The organism is Pseudomonas sp. URMO17WK12:I7 (genome assembly GCF_003269045.1).
Lineage (GTDB): Bacteria > Pseudomonadota > Gammaproteobacteria > Pseudomonadales > Pseudomonadaceae > Aquipseudomonas > Aquipseudomonas putida_J.
In genome coordinates this window covers 58,257-78,432 of sequence record NZ_QLTL01000003.1, presented here as the reverse complement: position 1 = coordinate 78,432, position 20,176 = coordinate 58,257, and the positions used below count along the sequence as shown (strand labels likewise).

Annotated in this window: 7 protein-coding genes and 2 tRNA genes; 1 reads left to right on the top strand and 8 read right to left on the bottom strand. The window is 65.2% G+C overall.

Translation table 11 applies throughout. The features are described 5' to 3' along the window. Window positions 1-60 precede the first annotated feature (60 nt). From H040_RS04505 to phnN, 6 genes are all read right to left on the bottom strand, one after another. Window positions 61-4,188: an amino acid adenylation domain-containing protein gene (locus tag H040_RS04505; RefSeq protein ID WP_050437267.1), complete on the bottom strand. Its 4,128-nt coding sequence runs from the start codon at window positions 4,186-4,188 to the stop codon at window positions 61-63. Beyond that, complete coding sequence (locus tag H040_RS04500; RefSeq protein ID WP_027921105.1) at window positions 4,181-11,947, bottom strand: non-ribosomal peptide synthetase; 7,767 nt, start codon at window positions 11,945-11,947, stop codon at window positions 4,181-4,183. The genes H040_RS04505 and H040_RS04500 overlap by 8 nt, the downstream gene beginning before the upstream one ends. A gap of 2 nt (window positions 11,948-11,949) precedes the next feature. Continuing rightward, window positions 11,950-15,354, bottom strand: coding sequence for a non-ribosomal peptide synthetase (locus H040_RS04495; RefSeq protein ID WP_027921104.1), 3,405 nt, complete (start codon window positions 15,352-15,354; stop codon window positions 11,950-11,952). A gap of 169 nt (window positions 15,355-15,523) precedes the next feature. After that, on the bottom strand, window positions 15,524-16,501 hold the full coding sequence (locus H040_RS04490) for a TauD/TfdA family dioxygenase (protein ID WP_027921103.1): 978 nt from the start codon (window positions 16,499-16,501) through the stop codon (window positions 15,524-15,526). Window positions 16,502-16,703: 202 nt separating this feature from the next. Further along, a tRNA-Arg gene (locus tag H040_RS04485) sits at window positions 16,704-16,778 on the bottom strand. 127 nt (window positions 16,779-16,905) lie between these two features. Next, window positions 16,906-17,493 carry a phosphonate metabolism protein/1,5-bisphosphokinase (PRPP-forming) PhnN gene (gene phnN / locus H040_RS04480; RefSeq protein ID WP_027921102.1) on the bottom strand — a complete coding sequence of 196 codons (588 nt, stop codon included), beginning with the start codon at window positions 17,491-17,493 and terminating at the stop codon, window positions 16,906-16,908. A gap of 347 nt (window positions 17,494-17,840) precedes the next feature. Between phnN and H040_RS04470 the strand changes: the two genes are divergently transcribed. Then, the gene (locus H040_RS04470) at window positions 17,841-18,167 is read left to right on the top strand and encodes an Arc family DNA-binding protein (protein WP_003254499.1); all 327 of its coding nucleotides are present in this window, start codon (window positions 17,841-17,843) and stop codon (window positions 18,165-18,167) included. A gap of 108 nt (window positions 18,168-18,275) precedes the next feature. Here the strand turns inward: H040_RS04470 and mgtE are convergent, their stop codons facing one another. Together mgtE and H040_RS04460 are read right to left on the bottom strand one after the other, a co-directional pair. Beyond that, the gene (gene mgtE / locus H040_RS04465) at window positions 18,276-19,718 is read right to left on the bottom strand and encodes a magnesium transporter (protein ID WP_027921101.1); all 1,443 of its coding nucleotides are present in this window, start codon (window positions 19,716-19,718) and stop codon (window positions 18,276-18,278) included. A 376-nt stretch (window positions 19,719-20,094) separates the two neighbouring features. Continuing rightward, window positions 20,095-20,171 (bottom strand) — tRNA-Arg (locus H040_RS04460). Window positions 20,172-20,176: the final 5 nt, after the last annotated feature.

The following is a 20,176-nucleotide window of genomic DNA, read 5'->3' as shown; positions in this document are numbered from 1 at the left end:
GCGCATGACTGCTTTGTTTGTCGCAGTACCGCTATAACTGTCGAGAGCCAGCGCTAAGGATCAAACCGCGAGTGCCGCCTCTTGGCGTTCGACGCCAATACCCTGCAATAGCGTGGCGACATCCTCGATCAACTGCCCATCCTGCAGCAGCTCGAAATGGCCCCGGTCGCTGCTCAGGTGCCGCAGTGGCGTGCCGTAGTGCCCATCGAGACTCGACCGCGCCGCCACTTCGCGCCCCGCCGCCCACCAGCAGGTGGGTTTCACTCGAGTGCCTGGCAATGCCTTCATGGCCATCGCTACTCGGTCCAGTTGCAGCGTGGTACGCACGAAGGCAACCCGCTCGGCGATGGTGAGATCGACCAACACTGGCGCCAACAAGGTGCCAAGCACGGCCGCCATTGGCTCACCGAACAGCAGTCGCTCATCCTTTTCGGGCCCTTGCCAACCCATGCACAGCACTCGGCTGGCGTTCTCATCGGCGCCCAGCGCCAGCAGCAGGCTCAACAAGCGCTCATCCCAGGGCTGCTGTTGGTCGGCCTGCGGCAAGTAGCTGTCCAGGAGCCCGACGAAAGCCACCGCCTGGCCCTGTGCCTCCAGCTCACGTGCCACCTGCAACGCCAAGGCGCCGCCCAGCGACCAGCCGAGCAGGTAATAGGGCCCCTGCGGCTGCACGGCGCGGATGTAGTCGCAGTAGTCGACCGCCATCGACTCGACACCCCCGTCGACCCAGGCAGCATTGAACAGCATGCGGCACTGGATGCCGTGCACCGCCCATTGCGGCTGCAGCCGCCTGGCCAACGGCAGGTAGTCGAACACAGAGCCATGCACACCATGCAGGCAGAACAGCGGTGTGGCGCCCTCCTCCGGGGTGTTCAGCAATAGCATCGGGGGCTGGCTGGCAGCGCTTTGCAGGCGCCCGACCAACTCGCCGATACGCGGCGTGGTCATCAGATCGCGAAGGGTCATGGTGAACCCAGCCAGCGCTGCCACCCGCACCCGCCGTACCAGTTCCATGGCCAGCAGCGAGTTGCCGCCCAGTTCGAAGAAGCTGTCATCGAGCCCGACCTCTTCCACATCCAGCAGCTCGCCCCAGAGCTTCGCCAGGCTCACCTCCAATGGCGTGACCGGCGCGCGGTAGTGTTCGGAACGGTCCAGCACGGGGGCTGGCAAGGCATGCCGGTCGAGCTTGCCGTTGGGGTTCAGTGGCATGGCCGGCAGCACCAGCAGGTGTGCGGGCACCATGTACTCCGGCAAGGCCTGGCGCAACCGGGCAAGCACCTGGCCACGCAGCGCGGCATCCCACTGCAGCCCCGGCGCCAGCACCAGGTAAGCCACCAAGCGCGAACCACGCCCTTCGCCTGCCACGGCAACCACCGCTTCACGCACTTCATCCATGCCCATCAGGCACGATTCCACTTCGCCCAGTTCGATGCGGAAACCGCGTACCTTGACCTGGTGATCCACCCGGCCAAGGTACTCGACCACACCATCATGGCGCAGGCGCACCAGGTCGCCGGTACGGTAAAGGCGGCCACCTGGCGGGCCGAACGGGTCGGCGACGAAACGCTCGGCGGTCAGCCCCGGGCGCTGGTGGTAGCCGCGCGCCAGCCCTTCACCGCCGATGTAGAGTTCGCCCGGCACGCCTGCGGGCAACAGCTGCAGGTCGCTGCCCAGCACATAGGCGGAACGCGCGCCGACGGGAGTACCCACCGGCATGTACTGCGCATCGAACCCGCTGCCCAGGTGAACCGCCCACAGCAATGGCGTGATCACGGTCTCGGTCGGGCCATAGCCATTGATGATGCGCGGTGTGCGCAGCACCTGCTGGATCTGCTCGAAGGTGGCCCGGCTGGTGCCTTCACCGCCCACGGTGTAGGAGCGGATGGGCAAGTCTGCACCCGCCTCGCCCAGATGCTCGGCCAGCTGCTGCAGGTAGCTGGGGGTGAAGCAGGTAATGGTGATGCCGTGCTCGGCAATCTCGCGCGCGCTGCGCTCGACATCCCAGGCATCGTTGTCGCGCAGCATCAGCATCGAACCGGAAACCAGCGGCACCAGCCAGCGCTCATGGGCGCCGTCGAAGTTGATCGAGGCGAACTGCAGCTCGCGGTCTTCGGGGGTCATGCCATAGCGCTCGGCAATGGCCAGGCAGTGCATGGCCAGTGGGCCGTGGGTGACCGCCACGCCTTTCGGCCGGCCGGTGGAGCCGGAGGTGTAGATCAGATAGGCCAGGTTGCCCGCCGCCACCGGGTAATGGGCATCGTGCGCCGGGTAACCGTGCAGTTCGGCGCCATCCGCGCTCACCGGCAACACCGTGACACCGTCCGGCAGCGGCAGCTCGGTCAGCAGATGGGGCTGGGCCAGCACCAGGGCAACGCCGCTGTCCTCGATCATGTAGCTCAACCGCTCGCGCGGATGGGTCGGGTCCAGTGGCACATAGGCGCCGCCAGCCTTGAGCACGGCCAGCAAGGCAACCAGCATTTCGACAGAGCGCTCGAGCGCTATGCCCACGCGCACCTCCGGGCCGACACCCACCTCGTGCAGGCGCGCCGCCAGCCGGTTGGCCCACTGGTTGAGTTGCTGGTAATCGAGCTGCCTGCCCGCCACGACCAGCGCGGGGGCGTTGGGGCGCAGCTGGGCCTGTTGCTGTATCAGCCCGTGCACGGTACGCATTTCGGCGGCCATGCCCAGCCCAGGGTTCAAATCCTCCAGCTGCCAGTTGCGTTCGGCCTTGCTCAGCATGCACAGCTCGCCAAGCGGCTTGTCGTGCTCGGTGCTCATGCGCCACAACAGGTTCTGCCAATGGGCGAACATCTGCTGGGCGGTAGCGCCATCGAACAGGTCGGTGGCATAACTCAAGCTGGCACTGAGCTGACCGCCATGCTCCTGCGTGTCCAGTGCCAGGTCGAACTTGGCCCGTGAGGTCGGGGCGGGCAGCAGGGTCATCGACAGGCCTGCAAGCGCCGAGGCCCCCAGTTCATCGCCCATCACCTGGTGGTTGAACATGACCTGGAACAGCGGGTTGTGGCTGAGGTCGCGATGCGCCACCAGGCTATCGACCAGCGCTTCGAAAGGCAGGTCCTGGTTGGCCTGGGCGGCGAGCAAGGTGGTGCGGGTGTCGTGCAGCAACTGCGCGGTGGTCAGGCCATCTTCAAGCCGCCCGCGCAATACCAGGGTGTTGACGAAGAACCCCGTCAGCGGCTCCACTTCCGGCCGGTTGCGCCCCGCCGACGGCATGCCCACGCAGACATCGTTCTGCCCGCTGTAACGGCGCAGCAGCAGCTGGAACGACGCCAGCAGCACAGTCGACAACGTGCAGCCGTGCGCTTGGGCCAGGGCGACCAGGCGTTGGCGCAACGGCTCGTCCAGCGTGCCGGTCACCGCTTGGCCACGATGGCTGGGTACAGCTGGGCGTGGTCGATCGGTGGGCAGTTCCAGCACCGCAGGGGCATTGCTCAGTTGCTCCGTCCAGTAGGCCAACTGCCGCGGCCCCTCGCCCGCTTCGAGCAGTTGGCGCTGCCAGGCGGCGAAGTCGGCGTATTGAATGGCCAGCGCCGGGAGGTTGGCCTCGCGGCCTTCGCAGGCGGCCTGGTACAGCTGGATCAGTTCCCCGATCATCACCTGCATCGACCAGCCATCGGAGACGATGTGGTGCTGGGTCATTACCAGCACCCGGTCCGCCGCGCCGATTTCCAGCAGCAACACCCGCAGAAACGGGCCACGCTGCAGGTCGAAGGGCCGCACCCCTTCGCGGCTTACCGCCGCGGCGATGGCCTGGTCGTCGGCGCCTGGCAAGGCCACGTGCTCGATCGCCACCGGGGCTGCGGCGTGGATACGCTGCAGGGGTTCACCTTCGGCTGCCTCGAAGGTAGTGCGTAGCGGCTGGTGCCGCGCCACCAGCGCATCGAAACTCTTCTGCAGCGCGGCAAGGTCCAGTGGGCCTTCAAGGCGCAGCGCTGCCGGCATGTTGTAGGCGGCACTCTGTGGGTCCAGCTGCCAGAGGAACCACTGGCGCTGCTGGGCATGGGAAAGGCGTGGCTCGTCGCCTTCAGCCAGCGCCACGATGGGCAGGCGGCCCGGATCGATGCCTTTTTCCAGCAGGCGCTTGAACAGGGCCACGCGCTTGTCATGGCCCAGCCCGCTGATCCGCTGGACCAGCTCATTGCCCTGTTGGGTCCCTTGCTTAAGCATCAAATGCCTCCAGTTCGTCCAACGCGTCAAAAATGGCGTTGTAGTCTTGTTCAGCCGGGCCGGCGTTGCGCGACACCAGGGCAGCCAAGGCGCCGAGGTCGTCGGCGAGGTAGGCGTCCTGGATCGGCAATTCGACGGAAAACTCGGTCTTGATCCGGGAAACCAGGCGAACCATCAGTAACGAATGGCCACCCAGTTCGAAGAAGTTGTCGTTGAGGCCAACCCGCTCGACCTTCAGCACCTCCTGCCAGATGGCAGCCAGGCGTTGCTCCAGCGCGCCCTGCGGCGCCAGGTACTCGCGCCGGGACTGGCCCAGCGCTGGTTTGGGCAGTGCCTTGCGGTCGAGCTTGCCGTTGGGCGACAGCGGCATGCGCGCGAGCAGCACCCACTGGCTTGGCACCATGTAGTCCGGCAGCACGGCGGCCAGGTGCGCCTTGATCGCCGCCAGGCTGTCGCCCTGTTCGGCGACCAGATACGCCACCAGCTGACCTTCAGCGGCCACTACCACGGCTTCGCGCACGGCATCCTGTTCCTGCAGGCGCGCTTCGATCTCGCCCAGTTCGATGCGCAGGCCGCGAATCTTCACCTGGTGGTCGATACGCCCGGCGTATTCGATCACGCCATCCTCGCGCTGGCGCGCCAGGTCGCCGGTGCGGTACAGCCGCTGGCCAACAACGAACGGGCTGGTGACGAAACGCTCGGCCGTCAGCGACGGGCGACGGTGGTAACCGCGGGCCAGGCCAATGCCACCCAGGTACAGCTCACCGGTCACGCCAGGGCTGACCGGGTTCAGCTCGCCGTCCAGCACGTAGGCCTGCAGGTTGGCGATCGGCTGGCCGATCGGGACGGCGTCCCTGCCTTCTTCGACGCACGTCCAGTGGGTGACGTCGATGGCCGCTTCGGTCGGGCCGTACAGGTTGTACAGGCCGCTTTGCGGCAGCAGTGCCAGGGTCTGGCGTTGCAGCTCCACCGGCAGTGCTTCGCCGGAGCAGATGATCCGTTGCAGCGAGGTGCAGCGGGCGGCGTTTTCGTCGCCGACAAAGGCCTGCAGCATCGACGGCACGAAGTGCAGCGTGCTGATCTGCTCGCGGGTGATCAGCTCGGCCAGGCGCGGCGGGTCGCGGTGGTCACCGGGCAGCGCCATCACCAGACGTGCACCTTCCATCAGTGGCCAGAAGAATTCCCACACCGAAACATCGAAGCTGAACGGCGTCTTCTGCAGCACGCTGTCATTGGCGCTGAGCTGATAGGCCTCCTGCATCCAGGCCAGGCGATTGTGCAAGGCGACATGGCGGTTGCCGGCGCCTTTCGGTTTGCCCGTGGAGCCGGAGGTGTAGATGACGTAGGCGAGGTTCTCCGGGTGCATGGGCACATCCGGGTTGTGCGCGCCCTGAGCGCTCCAGGCCTCGGCCCGGTCCAGATCGAGCACGCTCAAGCCTTCGGGAATCGGCAGGCCGTCGCGCAGGTGCGACTGGGTCAACAGCAACGCGATGCCGCTGTCCTCGAACATGTAGGCCAGGCGGTCCTGCGGGTAGTCCGGGTCCAGCGGTACATAGGCGCCACCGGCCTTGAGGATCGCCAGCAGGCCGACCACCATTTCCACCGATCGCTCGGCGGCGATGCCGACCAGCACATCCGGGCCCACGCCCATACCACGCAGGTACTGCGCAAGGCGATTGGCCTCGGTATTGAGTTCGGCGTAGCTCAGGGTGCGTTCGGCGAAGGTCAGAGCCGGCGCCTGCGGCTGTTGGATGACTTGCTGTTCGAACAGCTGATGCACATACGGCGTACCTGAGTATTCGCGTGCTGTGGCGTTCCAGCCTTTCACGATTCGCGAATGAGCCGCCGCATCGACCAGCCCGAAGCTGCCCAGCAAGGCTTGCGGCGCGCTGGCAAAGCCTTGCAGCAGATGGCGCAGCTCGGCCGCTATTTGCTGCACCTGCTCATGGCCGAAGACCTGGCGCTGGTAGGCGAAGGTCAGTTGCATCTGTTCGCGTGCTTCGGCAATCAGGGTCAGCGGGTAGCCGCTGTATTCCTGATAATCCAGGCCGGACAGACGCAGCCCGGCACTGCTGTCCGACAGGCTCTGGGCCAGCGGATAGTTCTCGAACACCAGCAGGCTGTCGAACAATGCCTCGCCATTGCGCCCGGCCGCCGCCTGGATGGCATACAGCGGCAGGTATTCATACTCGCGCAAGCGCAGGTTGAGCGCCTGCACCTCACGCACCCAGTCGCCCACCGCCATCTGCCCTTGTGGCTCGGCGGCCACCGGCAGGGTGTTGATGAACAGGCCCAGCTGCTGCTCGATACCTGGCAATTCCGCCGGGCGCCCGGACACGGTGGCACCGAAGCAAGGCCGACGTTGACCGGTGCGACGCTGCAACAGCAGCGCCCAGGCAGCCTGCAGCACGCTGTTGAGGGTGACTTGCTGGGCCTGCGCAAAGTGCTTCAGGGCCTGGCTCAGTGCCTCGCCCAGTTCCAGCACCACCGCGCTCTGCCCGGACTGGCTGGCATCGCGGGTAGCGCCAAGCAGCGACGGCCCGTCGAGGTCGAGCAGCTGGGCTTTCCAGAACGCATCGGCGCCAGCGCGGTCCTGCTGCTGCAGCCAGCCGAGGTAATCGCTGCGGGTGGCCTGCGTCAGCGCGGCAGGCTGCCCCGAGTAGGCCTGCATCACGGCGGCGAACAGCAACGAATTGCTCCAGCCGTCCATGAGAATGTGGTGGCTGCTGTAGATCAGGTGATGGCGCTGGGGCCCGGTGCGCACCAGCACCAGGCGCAGCAGCGGCGCCTGGCCAAGGTCGAAGGCGCGTGCCTGCTCGGCCTGTGCCAGCGCTTCGAGGCGGGCGTCGATATCGGCCTCGCCTGACCAGTCGAAGCGCTCGACTGGCAGCTCGACATGGCGCAATACCACCTGGCGTGGCGCTTCCAGGCCCTGTTCCCAGACAAACCCGGCGCGCAGCGACTCATGCTGGTCCAGCGCCAGCTGCCAGGCTTGGATGAAACGCTCAGGGTCGAGGTCGTCGAGGTTCAGGCGCAGGCGGTTGACGTAACTGCTGGCCTGGCCGTCGTACAGGCTGTGGAACAGCATGCCTTCCTGCATCGGTGCCAGTGGGTAGATGTTCTCGACCTGGCGCAGGTCGACGGGCAGCGCATCCAGCTGCGCCTGGGTCAGACCTGCCAGCGGGAAGTCGGCCGGGGTAGCGCCGCCGGCCTGGCTGTCGAGGCAATGGGCGACCAGCGCGGCCAGTTCTTGTGCGTAGTCGTCGGCCAGCTTGGCGATCACCGGTTCGTCGAACATCGCCTGGCTGAAGGTGAAGCCCAGCTCCAGTTCGCCGCCCAATACCTGGCCGTTGACGCTCAGCCAGTTGCCCAGCGGCGCGTCGGCGGCCTGGGTGGCGCCCACGCTTTCCATGGCGGGTGCGAACAGCCGGTCTTCACCGAAGCCCTGGTCGAACTGGCCGAGGTAGTTGAACGTCACCCGCGCTTGCGGCAACGCTTGCAGCGCCGCCTGTTGCGCCGGGCTGCCAAGGTAACGCAGCACGCCATGACCGACCCCGCGCCCGGGCACGCCACGCAACTGCTCCTTGATGGCCTTGAGCGAGCCAGCCAGGCCGTCGGCCGGGGTCAGCGCCACCGGGAACAGGCTGGTGAACCAACCCACCGTGCGGCTCAGGTCCACGCCTTCGAACAGATCCTCACGGCCATGGCCTTCCAGCTGGACCAGCGCACTGCCCTGCCCGGTCCAACGGCACAGCACCCGCGCCAAAGCCGTGAGCAGCAGGTCGTTGACCTGTGTGCGATAGGCTGCCGGCGCCTGCTGCAGCAGGCTCTGGGTAATGTCGGCAGCCAGCCGGCAGCGCACGGTGCGTGCATGGCGTACCTGCAGGCTGACATCGCGGCGTGCAGCCGGCAGGTCGCCGCTGTGCCCCGTGAGGGTCGCTTGCCAGTAAGCCAGCTCTGCCTCGCGGGCAGGCTCCTGCGCCCAGCCCACCAGGCGTTCGGCCCAGGCCTTGAATGCCGTGCCCTTCTCCGCCTGCGCGGGCGCGCGCCCGGCCAGCAGGGCAACGCAGGCCTGCTCCAGGTCTTCCAGCAGCACGCGCCAGGACACACCGTCGACCACCAGGTGATGAATCACCAGCAACAGGCGCTGCCCACCTTCGGCAAGGTCGCACAGCACTGCGCGCAGCAACGGCCCGTGAGCAAGGTCAAGGCTGCCCTGCGCCTCTTCGGCGATTGCCTGCAGTTGCTCAGCATCGGTCGCCTGACGATGCCAAAGCAGTCCGCCTGGCACGCCTGCACGGTACTCGGCACGCCAGCTGCCTTGCAGATTGCTGAAGGCCAGGCGCAGTGCGTCGTGCTGGTTGACCAGCAGCGTCAGCGCCTGCTCGACGATGTTCGCCGTCAACGCCTGGCGCGGTTGCAGCATCACCGCCTGGTTGTAATGCCCGGGCTGAGTCAGGGCCAGTTCGAAGAAGCGTGCCTGCACCGGCAGCAGCGGCATGCTGCCGCTGACCTGGGCAACAGCAGCGGGCTTGGCCACTGCAGCAGTCACTTTGGCAACCAGGGCCAGCTGGGCGATGGTCTGCCTCTCGAACAGCTGGCGCGGGCTGAGCTTGATCCCCTGGCGCTTGGCCCGGGCGATGATCTGCAGGCTGAGAATGGAGTCGCCACCAAGCTCGAAGAAGTTGTCTTCGACGCCGATATCTTCACGCTTGAGCACCGCTTGCCAGATGGCCAGCAGTTGCTCCTCCAGCGCTGTACTGGCAGCAACATGACGCTTGAGTTGCACCTGCGGCTGCGGCAATGCGCGGCGGTCCAGCTTGCCGTTGGCGGTCAGCGGCAGGCGTTCCAGCAACACTAGATGAGCCGGTACCAGATAGTCCGGCAGCAACGCCTGCAACTGCTCGCGCAGGGCCTCGACGCTTAGCGCGGGGTTGCCCGGCACGCACCAGCCGACCAGTTGCAACTGAGCCGGATCATCCCCTTGCGCAACCGCCAGTACCACGGCGTCATGCACCCCTGCCAGGCCACGCAGCACGCGGCCGACTTCCCCTGGCTCGACACGATAACCGCGGATCTTCACCTGGTCGTCGGCACGACCGAGGAAGTGCAGCAAGCCTGCGTTGTCGCGATGCACACGGTCACCGCTGCGGTACAGGCGCGTGCCCGGCGCACCAAACGGGTCGGGTACGAAACGTTCGGCGGTCAGCGCCGCCTGGCCCAGGTAGCCTTGCGCCAGGCTGTCGCCGCCAATGTACAGTTCGCCAGCAACACGCGCGGGCAGCACGTTGAGCACATCGTCCAGCACCCGCACGCTGGCACCCGGCAGCGCTGCGCCCAACGGTATCGCGTGCGGCGCTTCACCCTGCAGCTCGTGGGTCAGCACACCGACCGTGGTTTCGCTGGGGCCGTAGTGGTTGATGAAGCGGCAGCCCGGCTTGAGCTCGCGCACTTTCTGGTACAGCGCGGGTGAGCAGGCCTCACCGCCGACGATCAAGGCATGCCCGGGCAGCACCTCTGCCGCGTTGGCCGCCTGCAGCAGGCCATTGAGGTGGCTGGGGACGATCTTCAGCACACCAATGCGCTGTTCGGCCATATAAGCGGCGAAGGCATCGGGATCAAAGCCCAGTGCCTCCGGCAGCACATGCAGGGTGCGCCCGGAGCACAGGGCGCCGAACAGCACCGTATGACCAAGGTCGGCAGCAATGGTGGAAACCAGCGCCATGCTCACGTCCGCGGCCAGATCCAGACGTTGCAGCAGCCCATCGACATAGCTGGCCAACGCGCCATGGCTGACCACCACCCCCTTCGGTTGACCGGTGGAGCCGGAGGTGTGGATCACATAGGCCGGTGCAGTCGCCAGTATCGCGGCGTGTGGCACATTGCCCGTCAGCGAAGCCCAGCATTGCGGGGTGTAAGGTTGTACCTGGCAGCCTGAGGATGCCAAGGCCTCTTGGCGAGTCTCGGCAGAATCGCACAGCAGCACTGACGCGCCGCTGCGCTGCAGCATGCCTTGCAGGCGTTCGGTCGGCGCCTTGATGTCCAGCGGCATGTAGACGCCGCCCGCCTTGAGAATGCCCAACAGGCACACCAGCCAGTCCAGCGAGCGCTCCATCAGCACCGCAACCGGCGCACCCGCAGCGACGCCCAGGTCGCGCAGGTGATGGGCCAGGCGATTGGCCTGCTTGTCCAGTTCGGCATGGCCAAGCCGCTGCCCTGCACAGACCGCAGCAATGCCATCGGGCTGACGGCGCACCTGTTCATCCCAGCGCTGCAGGACCAGAGCCGGTTGCGCGCGCGGGCTGGCCACCTCTGGGGCAGGCGCCTTGACCAGGGTATGCAGCGGCGCCTCTGGTGCGGCCAGCAACGTCTCGAACAGTTCACGCAACGCGACGATGAAGCCTTCGATGGTGGTGCGCTGATAGAGATCGCTGGCGTAAGTCATCTCGCCATGCACAAGGCTGCCATCATCGGTGACGTCCAGGGCGAGGTCGAAGTGGGTACCTTCCTTGCGCAGCGCATACTCGCTGACGGCCAGCCCCGGCAGTTGCAGCGCGGTCTGCTTCTGCACGCCGACGTTCTGGTTGAACTTGGCCTGGAACAGCGGGTTGTGGCCAAGGCTGCGCTCCGGCGCCAGCACCTCCACCAGCTGCTCGAACGGCAACTCCTGATTGGCCTGGGCGGCGAAGGTTGCCTCGCGCACCTGCACCAGCAGCTCACCCAGCGACAGGCGCTCATCGACCACGCAGCGCAGCACTTGGGTGTTGACGAAGAAGCCGATCAGGCCTTCCACCTCTTCGCGCCCGCGGTTGGCGTTGGGCACACCGATGCGGATGTCGCGCTGGCCGCAATGGCGCGAGAGGAACAGCGCGTAGCCGGTCAGCATCAGCATGAACAGGGTCACGCCCTGGGCCCGGGCGGTATCGCGCAGGCGCTGCGACAGCGGCCCGCCGAAGTCGAATTTCAGGGTCTCGCCCTGCAGGCTCTGCACGGGCGGGCGCGGGAAGTCCGCAGCCACGTCGAGCAGGTGGTGTTCTTCACCCAACTGCTCGCGCCAGTGCTGCAACTGGCGCTCGCCCTCACCAGCCTCCAGCCAGCGGCGCTGCCACACGGCATAGTCGGCATACTGCAGCGGCAGCGCCGGCAGGCTTTGGGGGCCAGCCTGATAGCACTGGACGAACTCGCGGACCATCACGTCCATCGACCAGCCATCGGAAACGATGTGGTGCATGCACACCACCAGCACGTGTTCATCCTGCCCCAGGCGGAACAGGCTGGCGCGCAGCAGCGGGCCATTGAGCAGGTCGAACGGGCGAGCCACTTCATCCTCTACCAGGCGCGCCAGCTCGGCCTCGTCAGCCGTGCCGAGGTCGATACGCTGCAGGGCCATAGGCGCCGCCGCCAGCACCCGTTGCAGCGGCTGTTCGCCGTCGACCTGGAACACCGTGCGCAGCGCTTCGTGGCGCTCGATCAGGGCGTCGAAGGCGCCCTGCAAGCGGCTTTCGTCCAGGCCACCGCGCAGGCGCAGCCCGGCGGCCATGTTGTAGGCGGCGCTCTGCGGGTCGAGCTGCCAGAGGAACAGCAGCCGCTGCTGGGCGTAGGACAGCGGAATCGCCTCAAGGCCATGGCGGCTGACCGGGATCGGCAGCAGGCCGAAATCCTTGCCATCCTGGCGCAGCTTGGCGAGGAACTGACGGCGTTGTTCGAGCGGCAACCCGATGAACTTCTCGGCGATACGCAGCGTAGTGTTGCGGGTCATGCTCAAACCTCCTCCAGTGAATTCATGAACGCTTCCATGTCGGCCCAGTCCTCGTCAGCGGTGCCGCCGAGGGCCTGCAGCTCTTCAGCCAGGGCGGCCAGGTGCGGGCGCTCGAACAGGCTGCGCATGGGCAGCGCGACACCCAGCTCGGACTTGATCCGGGCGATGACCTGGGCCGCCAGCAGCGAGTGCCCGCCAAGGTCGAAGAAGCTGTCGTCGAGACCGACGCGGGGCACCTGCAGGACTTCCATCCAGATCGCCGCCAGCTGTTGCTCCTGCTCGCTGACCGGCGCGCGGAAGCTGGCCTGCAACTGGCTCGGGTCGGGCGCGGGCAAGGCCTTGCGGTCAAGCTTGCCGCTGGGGGTCAGCGGCAGGTTGTTCAACAGCACCAGGTGCGAAGGGACCATGTAGTCCGGCAGCGTCGCGCGCAGGCTCTCGCGGATCGCCCGGCGCTGCGCTTCGTCACTGGCGCCATCGGCGTGGGTGACCACATAAGCCACCAGCTGCCGCCCGCCGGCCATGTCCAGGGCCAGCACCGCCGCCTCGCGCACACCTGGGCATTGCTGCAGGCGCATCTCGATTTCGCCAAGCTCGATACGGAAACCGCGCACCTTCACCTGGTGGTCGACTCGGCCGATGTACTCGATGGCACCGCTGGCATCGAAGCGGGCGCGGTCACCGGTGCGGTACAGGCGCTCACCGGGCACCTCCGGATCGGGCAGGAAGCGTTCGGCGCTGAGCGCGGGCTGGCCGTGATAACCGCGTGCCAAGCCGGGCCCACCGATGTACAGCTCGCCGATGGCACCCGCTGGCACAGGCTGCATCTCGCCGTCGAGGATGCACAGGCGCCGGCCGGCCAGGCCCTGGCCAATGGGGATACCGCGCCAGGACACATCCTGCGATGCCAGCGCCGTGCAGTCATGGATGCTTGACACCACCGTGGCCTCGGTCGGGCCATAAGTGTTGAGCAAGCGCACCCCGCCAAGGCCGGCGCGGCGCCACAGGTCGAGGCCATCGACCGCCATGGCTTCGCCACCGACATGCACCTGGCGCAGTCCGGCAAACGACTGTGGCGTAGCGCGGGCGAAGTCCTGCACCAGCATGTGCCAGTAGGCCGCCGGCAGGTCGGCGACAGTGATGCCGTGCTGCTGCAGCGCCTGCAGGAAGCTGGCGCTGTCCCACAGGCGGCTGTCGCGCAGCACCACGCGGGCGCCGACGCACAGCGGAGGGTAGAACTGCTCGACGAAGCCGTCGAAGCTGCAGGTGGCGAACTGCAGCACACGATCTTCCGCGGCCAGGCGCGAATAGTCGCTTGCCAGTTCGCAGAACTCGGCCAGCGCGCCATGGCTGATGGCGACGCCTTTGGGGCGGCCGGTGGAGCCGGAGGTGTAGATCACGTAGGCCAGGTTGCCGGGCTGCAGCGATACCGGTGGGGCATGCTCAGGCTGCTCGGCAAGCTCACCCTGCGCCTGATCCAGGCACACGACCTCGATGCCGTCGGCCTCTGGCAGCTGGCCGAGCACGTTCGATTGAGTGAGCAGCCAGCGCAGGCCGCTGTCGGCGAACACTTGGGCAATACGCTCGCTGGGTGCTTGCGGGTCCAGCGGCACATAAGCGCCACCGGCCTTCAGTACCGCCAACAGTGCAACCCCCATGTCCAGCGAACGCTCCAGCGCTACACCAACCAGGGTCTCTGGGCCGACCCCCGACTGCATCAGGCGTTGGGCCAGGCGGTTGCTGCTGCGCTCCAGCTCGGCGTAGCTCAGGCTGGCGCCCTGCCCTTCGCCGGCCAGCACCAGGGCCACCGCCTCGGGCGTGCGCGCTGCCTGTGCCTGGAAGCGCTGATGGGCCATTGCCGATGCCTGCGGAGCGGGTGCACGCAGCGCCCAATGCTGCAATTGGCGAGACTCTGCAACATCGAGCAATTGCAGCTCGCCGAGTCGGCATTGCGGGTCAGCGAGCACGCTGTGCAGCAGGTTGCGCCAATGGCCGGCCATGCGCTCGACGGTGGCGGCATCGAACAGGTCGGTGGCGTAGGTGAAGGCGGCCAGCAAGCGTTCGCCTTCCTCGCGGGTTTCCAGCATCAGGTCACTGGCGGCGGCATGGCTGCGGGCACCAGCCACGCTCTGTTCGGCGTCAAGATGCGCCAGCTGCAGGCCGCAGCCCAGGCGCATGCCCTGGATGTCGGTGACCAGCGGCTGATGGTTGTACATGACCTGGAACAACGCGTTGTGGCTTTGGCTGCGGCTGGGCTGCAGCGCCTCCAGCAGCGCATCGAACGGCAGCTCCTGGTGGGCTTGCGCGCCCAGGGCGGTCTGACGCAGAGCTTGCAACAGCTGCGCGAAGGTCTGGCGGCCATCGAGCTGGCTGCGCAGCACTTGGGTATTGACGAAGAAGCCGATCAGCCCCTCGACCTCACCGCGGTTGCGGTTGGCAATCAGGCCGCCGACGCGGATATCGCCCTGCCCGCTGTAGCGGTACAGCAAGGTCTTGAAGGCCGCCAGCAGCACCACGAACAAGGTCACGCCCTGGCGCTGGGCCAGCGTCTTCAGGCCATTGCGCAGCTCGGCGTCGATAGCGAACTCCAGGCGCGCGCCGGCGTGGCTCGGCTGTGCCGGGCGTGGCCGGTCGGTGGGCAATTCCAGTGGCTCATGCTCCTCGCCCAGCTGCGCCCGCCAGTAGTCGAGCTGCCGCGCCTGCTCGCCGGCTTCCATCCAGCTGCGCTGCCACAGGGCGTAGTCGCGGTAGTGCACGGCCAGCCCCGGCAATTGGGCCTGGCGCCCAGCGCTACGGGCGTCCAGGCAGCGCATGAACTCTTCGATGAGGATGTTCATCGACCAACCGTCGGCAATGATGTGATGCATGGTCAGCAGCAGCACATGCTCATCCGCCGCCAGGTGCAGCAACGCTACGCGCAGCAGCGGGCCCTGCTGCAGGTCGAACGGCAGGCCTGCTTCGCAGGCGACTTCTTCCCGGGTGCGCTGCAGGCGCTGGTCCGCATCCAGGGCGGTCAGGTCGACATGGCGAACCTGCACCTGCGCACCGTCACCGACATGCTGCAAGGCCTGCCCGTCGACTTCCTCAAAAGTGGTACGCAGGCACTCATGGCGCTGCACCAGATCGGCAAAGGCCAATTCCAGCGCCTGATGATTCAGGCTGCCGAGCAGGCGTACGGCCCCTGGCAGGTTGTAGGCAGCGCTGCCCGGCTCAAGTTGCCAGAGGAACCACATGCGCTGCTGGGCATAGGAGAGCTGGTCGCGGCCGGCGACACCGCTGCAGTCGGGGATGGGATAGCGGGTGAAATCGACCTGCTCGTCGCGCAGGGCGGCGAAGAAGACACGGCGTTTTTCCAGCGGCAGTTCAATGAAGCGGCGCGCCAGCTTCAGGGATTGATCGAGGGTGCTCATAGGTCGTCCGAACCGGTGATGGGAGCCGCCCTGGGCTCCGCGATACCTGTTGAACGAATGGTTCCGGCTTGCATTTAGGCGCTGTTGGCAAAACCTGTGGCGCCCCTTTGGCAACCGCGCGCCGGTGCGCCCGAAGACGTGCCGGCAGTCGCTGCACTGCTTGCGCGGCTCAGCCCGCGCCGTGCCCCTCGGCCATGGCCACGATGACCTTGCGCTTGCCGGTGAAGGTGCTGCGGGCATGGGCGGCGAGCATGTTATCGAGCATCAGCACATCGCCCTCCTGCCACGGGAAGGCGATGGTGCACTCATCCAGCACACCGCGCACTTCGTCGAGGATCGAGTCTTCGATGGCTGAACCGTCGCCGTAATAGACGTTGCGTGGCAGGTCTTGCTCGTCGACGATTTCCAGCAGGCTCTCACGCACTTCGGGCGGCAGGTTGGACACATGGAACAGGTGCGCCTGGTTGAACCACACATCCTCACCGGTACGTGGGTGGCGGGCCACTGCCTGGCAGATCTGGCGGGTGCGCAGTTCACCGTCATCCTTCCAGTCGCAGGTGATCGCATGGCGTTGGCAGTAGGCCTCCACCACCGCCGGGTCGTCGCTGTTGAATACCTGCTCCCAAGGCACGTCCAGGCCATTGCCGAAGTTGCGCACGTACATCAGCCCATGGCGATTGAAACGTTCGTGAATGCGCCGGTCGATACGGCGGAACACTTCGCGGCTATCAGCGATTGGCGTTTCCCCTCCGCTCTGGGCAGCGATCATGCTGTAGAACCAGATCTTCATCGGCCATTCGCGGGTGTAGGCCTGCTCGTTGTGCAGCGGGATTTTCTGGTGCGGAGGGTACTCGGTGGAGGTGTATACACCTTGGGTGACGTTGCTGCGCGGGGTAGAGCCGAACTCGTAATTCAGCAACGCGTGGCCGAAGCCGCCGGCGAAACTGCGGAAGGCCTCGGCGCCACCCACGTCGAAGCCGCGAAAAAGGATGCCACCGGCATCGAGCAAGTGGCGGTCGACCAACTCGCGAATCGGCTCCAGCGCCTCGTTGAGGTCCAGGCCGGCGTGGGGCGCCTCGACCAGCAGGGGCAAGTTGCGCTGGCCGGGCAGCAGTGGCCGGGCAAGCAGTTCCAGTATGGCGCTCATGGCTTCCCCCTTACGGCGGCGGGCCGTAGCGGGCTGAGCAGCAATTGAATGGCAACAGGCAGCGCCTTGCTGGCCTTGAAGCAGGTGGCGGCATGCATCCTTCGACCCTCGATAAATTGACAGCGAGCTCAGGTTCCGGCGCGCAGCGCACGTCGGCCTTGTGCAGAGGAAACGAGGGGCAGAGGGAGGGATTTAGCGTGGATGGCGTCCCCGGCAGGAATCGAACCTGCACCAGAGTCTTAGGAGGACCCCGTTCTATCCATTAAACTACAGGGACTGAAACCCGTCGGCGATTTTGCTGAGCTGAATGCTGCATTAGCGCGACGGCGAGCATGTTAACCAGCGCGCCACCGTTTGTCATGCCTGAATCGGGCTTTTTGCACGTAGGTTTTTTCTGGGAGCGATCAGGCAACCAACTTTTCCTGACGCAGCAGTTCGAACAGGGCAGTAACCGCCGCAGCCAGATCACCTGAATTGTCGAGCGTGTGGACCGAAGGCGCAGCCTCCAGTTGAAGCCGGGCATTGCGCGCCAGGCGCTGGTCGACCTGTTCTGGGGTTTCCCGCCCGCGGGCGAGCAAGCGTTCACGCAGCACCTCGGGTTGCACGTCGAGGCACACAGCCAGCAGATTCGGGTATCGCTCCCGCGCGGCGGGCAGATAGGCCCGCGAGCCATTGACCAGCACCGAGCGCCCTTGCGCCAACCACTGATCCACCTGGGCCGGAATCCCGTACTCCAAGCCATTGGCCTGCCAGTGCATGGCGAATGCGCCTGCCTCGCGCAGCTGCGCGAAGCGTTCCGCGCTCACGCCGTGGGCCTCTTCACCCTTGGCCTCGGCCGAGCGCGTGATGACTCGACGGGCAATTTCTACCCCAGCGGCAGACAAATGCGCACGAGAAGCATTGATCAGGGAATCTTTTCCCGAACCCGATGGTCCTACCAGAAATATCAGGCGGCCTGAGGCTCCATCTCGGGCGCTTGCGTCATGTTGCATAGCCACTATGCTCTATGGAAGGAAACCCGCGCATTCTAGGTGTTTTCTGCAACTTTTGCTGCGTTTTACAGGTTTTTGACGGCAAAAGGCTGACGGTAAAGCGGGTTGGATAATGAAAAACTTTTCAAACCAGTGCTCATTTCTGATAATTGGTACTGGCAAAAAGCCTTTATCCAGCTCACTATTTGTCACAGAATTGACGCCAAGGAAACGGCGACCATGAGGCAAGATGACCATCCAAATTTCCATGACGGTTGAACATTTTGTCGTCGCCACGGTCGTACTTCCACCCCGTGCGGCCAATTTGAGAACCGCTTCCCCTGAACCAGTAAATCCGGTCAATTTATATGCGCCCAATGAAACAGGCTATTTATTCGAGCCGCACCGCTGACAAGTTCGTCGTCCGCCTGCCAGACGGGATGCGTGAGCGCATTGCCGAGGTAGCGCGCAACCATCACCGCAGCATGAACTCCGAAATCATCGCGCGCCTGGAGCAGAGCCTTATCCAGGAAGGCGCGCTGGGCGACGAGCTGAGCATGCGCCTGGACAGCCCGGAGCTGTCGCTGCACGAGCGTGAGCTCCTGCAACGTTTCCGCCAGCTGTCTCACCGCCAGCAGAATGCACTGGTGGCCCTCATCGCTCACGATGTGGAAATGGCCGCCGACGCCTCCTGAGGCCGGCAGCAAGCAGACACGAAAAAGCCAGCGCAAGCTGGCTTTTTTCGTTGTGCTTTGTCGGGTCTTTAGCGCGGCTCCCCCACCACTCCCGCCAACGTCAACCCCTCAGAGCAGGAAGAGCGTTGCCAGGCCCAGGAAGATGAAGAAGCCGCCGCTGTCGGTCACGGCAGTGATCATCACGCTTGACCCCATTGCCGGGTCGCGCCCCAGGCGCGTCAGGGTCATCGGGATGAGTACGCCCATCAACGCCGCCAGCAACAGGTTCAAGGTCATCGCCGCAGTCATTACCACGCCCAGTGACCAGCTGCCATACAGCCAGAACGCCACCGCACCAATCACCCCACCCCAGATCAGGCCATTGAGCAGCCCTACCGCCAGCTCCTTGCGCATCAGCCGGCTGGTATTGCCAGGCGATACCTGGTCCAGCGCCATGGCACGGACGATCATGGTAATGGTCTGGTTACCCGAGTTGCCGCCAATACCGGCAACGATGGGCATCAGCGCAGCCAGCGCCACCAGTTTCTCGATCGAACCTTCGAACAGGCCGATCACCCGCGAGGCGACGAAGGCGGTAATCAGGTTGATCGCCAGCCACGCCCAGCGGTTGCGCAGAGAGCGCCAGACCGAGGCGAAGATATCTTCCTCCTCACGCAGACCCGCCATGTTGAGGACTTCGCTTTCGCTCTCCTCGCGAATCAGGTCGACCATTTCGTCGATGGTCAGACGGCCGATCAGGCGATCACTTTTGTCCACCACAGGTGCCGAAACCAGGTCATAACGCTCGAAGGCCTGGGCGGCGTCGTAGGCATCTTCCTCAGGGTGGAAAGACACGGGGTCGGTTGCCATGACCTCCGCCACTTTCTTCTCTGGGTCGTTGACCAGCAGGCGCTTGATCGGCAGCACGCCCTTGAGGATGCCTTCATAGTCGACCACGAACAGTTTGTCGGTGTGGTTGGGCAGCTCTTTCAGGCGGCGCAGGTAACGCAGCACCACTTCCAGGCTGACGTCTTCGCGGATGGTGACCATCTCGAAGTCCATCAGCGCACCGACCTGCTCTTCGTCGTAGCTCAGTGCCGAGCGCACACGCTCGCGCTGCTGGGCATCGAGGCTTTCCATCAGCTCGTGAACCACGTCACGCGGCAGCTCTGGCGCCAGGTCAGCCAGTTCGTCGGCGTCCATTTCCTTGGCCGCAGCCAGGATCTCGTGATCGTCCATGTCGGCGATCAGCGATTGACGAACAGAGTCGGAAACTTCGAGGAGGATGTCGCCATCGCGATCCGAGCGCACCAGCTGCCAGACCGTCAGGCGGTCCTGCAGAGGCAAGGCTTCGAGGATGTAGGCGATGTCTGCCGGGTGCAGATCGTCGAGCTTGCGTTGCAACTCGACCAGATTCTGACGGTGGACGAGGTTTTCCACCAGGTCATTGTGCTGACCTTCCTGACGATGAGTCAGGTCTTCTACCACGCGTTGGCGCTGCAACAGTTCGACCACCTGGGCCAGGCGATCCTGCAGGCTCTCTTGAGCTTTCTTTACTTCTACTTCAGTCATAGGCGAACTCCACTCCCAGCAGCGGAGCACGCCGGGAGAATCAATCAGTCAGATCTAGCTGTATGAATCTTGTTAGGGAGTAACTACTGGGTAAGTCCATGGTGGTTTTCCACAAGCCCCGGCGGGGCTGACGGGCGCAATCATACACTGCCTTAGCTGCCAGATCGCTTAAAATTTTGGCCAGAACAATCGTTTGCGTGATAAAGCTGTGACAACGCTCGAAGCCATCAGTGCGACGGCAGGCGCGCAATTAAAAACACATGCGCCGCGCAAAAGTCTGTCGGGCTGGTTTCTGTGCAGTCTAGTAGGCATCACTGACAACGCAGTGAAACAGAAAACAAAAAGCCCGCTCAATTGAGCGGGCTTCTTGACTGTATGGCGGACTCAGCAGGATTCGAACCTGCGACCGCTCGGTTCGTAGCCGAGTACTCTATCCAGCTGAGCTATGAGTCCGTGGT